Origin of the sequence: Candidatus Phytoplasma sp. AldY-WA1, assembly GCF_020312115.2 — a bacterium.
In the GTDB taxonomy this organism is placed as follows: domain Bacteria; phylum Bacillota_I; class Bacilli_A; order Acholeplasmatales; family Acholeplasmataceae; genus Phytoplasma; species Phytoplasma vitis.
This window is the reverse complement of sequence record NZ_JAHRHX020000073.1, coordinates 1-2,639: the sequence shown is the minus strand read 5'-3', so window position 1 is coordinate 2,639 and position 2,639 is coordinate 1. Positions and strand designations below refer to the sequence as shown.

Annotated in this window: 1 protein-coding gene; it reads left to right on the top strand. The window is 25.0% G+C overall.

What is annotated here, in order from left to right:
* Positions 1 to 2,241 (top strand): AAA family ATPase (locus KTO59_RS03945; RefSeq protein ID WP_284928748.1); only part of this gene is annotated, 2,241 nt, incomplete at its 5' end.
* Positions 2,242 to 2,639: the final 398 nt, after the last annotated feature.

Sequence of the window (2,639 nt, the reverse complement as noted above, 5' to 3'; positions counted from 1 at the left end):
GATTTGATCAATTTAATTATTTCTATTGGAGTTATATCAATTTGCCTTTTTACTTTTTTAAAATCCAAAAATCAAATGAAAGAGATTGAACAAAATATAAACAACTTTCAAAAACATACTGATAAATTAGAAAAATCTGTTGATGATTTAAGAAATCAATCTTTAGATTTTATTTTAGAAGAAGAAGTTTATAAAAAACTAGAAGAAGAAGTTTATACAAAACTATTAGATAAAGTAAAAAAAGAATTTAATGTAACAAAAGAATTGAATCAAGAACAAGAAAAAATATTAAGAGATAGCAATCAAAAGATAGCTCAAGAAAATGATGATAAAAAAGGAAATAATAATTATTCAGATTTAAAAGATGAACATTTTTCAGTACAATCACCAGAAAATTGTTTGTCTTTTAAACAATTAGTTGGTTTAGATGATGCTAAAAATGCAGCAAGTAGTTTTATTACATATGTAAAAAACCGTGATTTATTTGAAAATAAAGGAAAAATAAAATCTCCTACAGGGTTGTTAATGTATGGTGTTGGGGGAACTGGTAAAACTGCATTTGCTAATTCATTAGCTCGAGAAACCGATTTACCTTTTATTGAAGTTTCCTCTTCTATTTTTTCTCAAACTTATTATGGTATCGCTCCGAAAATGGTAAAAGATTTATTTAAATTAGCTAGAAGAGCAGCTCAGAAGAGTGGTAAAGGCGCGATTATTTTTTTAGATGAATGTGAAAATCTTTTTTCTGATATCGCTACTTTATCATCAGGATCTGAAAACGCCAATGTTGTTAATGAATTTAAAATTCAATTAGAACCATCAGATAATTTACTTAAAGAAGTTTATAACAGCAGCGAAGAAGCTAATCAAAAACCAGTTTTTGTTGTTGGAGCAACTAATCATTTAGAAGGCTTTGAGAAAGCGATTCTTTCTCGTTTTAGTATTCAGCTTGAAATAAAACCAGGCCGTTTTGATGAACGTCGTAGACAATTATTTTTTATTTTATTTGACAAAAGTTCATTATGTGCTCCGATAACTGCAGAAGCAACAGAATATTTATTAGATACTATTAATTTAGCTTTAGATTTTTTACCACCTGAAAATGATGCTAAGGGTAATGCGATACCAGCAGAAAAGCATCATAAAAAATCTTATCGTATTTTAAAAAATATGATTAACGATGCCAACCAACAATCAGTTACAAGAGTTTTGAATCATTTAAAAAACCATCCAGATATCCGAAAAAAAGAATCTGAACTTGAAAAATTAAAAGAACAAAAAAATCAAGATAAAGCAAACATTGTTGAAAAAGAATTAAATGATTTAAAAAAAGAAGTTAAAAAAGAATATGAAGATAATTATTATAAAAAATATTACAAAAATGATTATTACATAGTAGATGAAACAGAATCAAAAATAAAAAAAGAAAATTACGACAAATTTGTAAAAAATAATGAAGGCAAACAGAAAACTCCATCAGAAATTTTACAAAATTGTCATGGAAGTAAATCTATAGATATAGATGATTTAAAAAACACTTATAAATCCATGATTGATAACGAAGACACAGATGAGAATGGAATACCAATTACTTTAAAACTTGCAGAAGAAATTAAACAAATAATTCAAATTTTAAAAGAAGAATCCGATTATGTTATTGATTCACAAAATAATAAAATTAAATTAACAAAAAAAGGATTTAATAAAATAATAAGTCAAGAAAATCAAAATTATCTTTTAATTCGAAAATATAGAAAGATTTCAAAACAATTACAAGAAGCTGAAGAAAATTATAAAATAAATAAAAATAACACAAATGGAAACATTTTAGAAAAAACAAAAATGCATCTTCAAAATTACTTGGATAGCATTCATTGTGCCTCTGAAAACGCTTTAATAGTTTATCTAGAAAAACAACAAATTAATCTTTTTATGGAACAACAATTTAAAGATTCTTTTATTAAAGAAGTTTTAAATACTGAAGCTACAGAATTAACTTCAAAAGGAATAACAGCAGTTAATAAGTTTTTTAAAATAGAAAATATTTTGGATCCTAAGCATATGGTTCTTTTACAAAAAATTATTAATTCTGCTAAATATAAAATAATTGAAAATAAAACCAATGAACTAAAAAATAAAAATAAAACAATTGAAAATCAAACCAATGAACCAAATAAAAACACACAACAATCATATCAACCATTATCAGCAAATAACACATCAAATAGGGTTTATAATTAATAATCAGAAGATGACGAAGAACCAACGTATGATTTCAAACCAGCTGATTCTAAGAAATTTTTATCATTTGATAAACTAATCGGATTCAAAGAAGAATTAACAGCGTGCGACGAATTCTTAGACTACTTAAAAAACAAGTCAAATTATCAAGGAATCGGTGATGTCGAAACGCAGTGTTATAAAAAATTGTAAATGTTTTTTTAACACTGCATATTTTCAAAATCTCGTTTCACTAAAAACAAAAAAAAGACTAGTTGTTTTTAACTAGTCTTTTCGGTTTTAAAAATGAATTTATTTACACTTTTTTGAAATAGTGCACATTCCAAATGGTTTTTTTATTCTCGAAACAAAAAAATAAAACGTATAAACAATTTTTTAACAACAAAATACTATTTTAT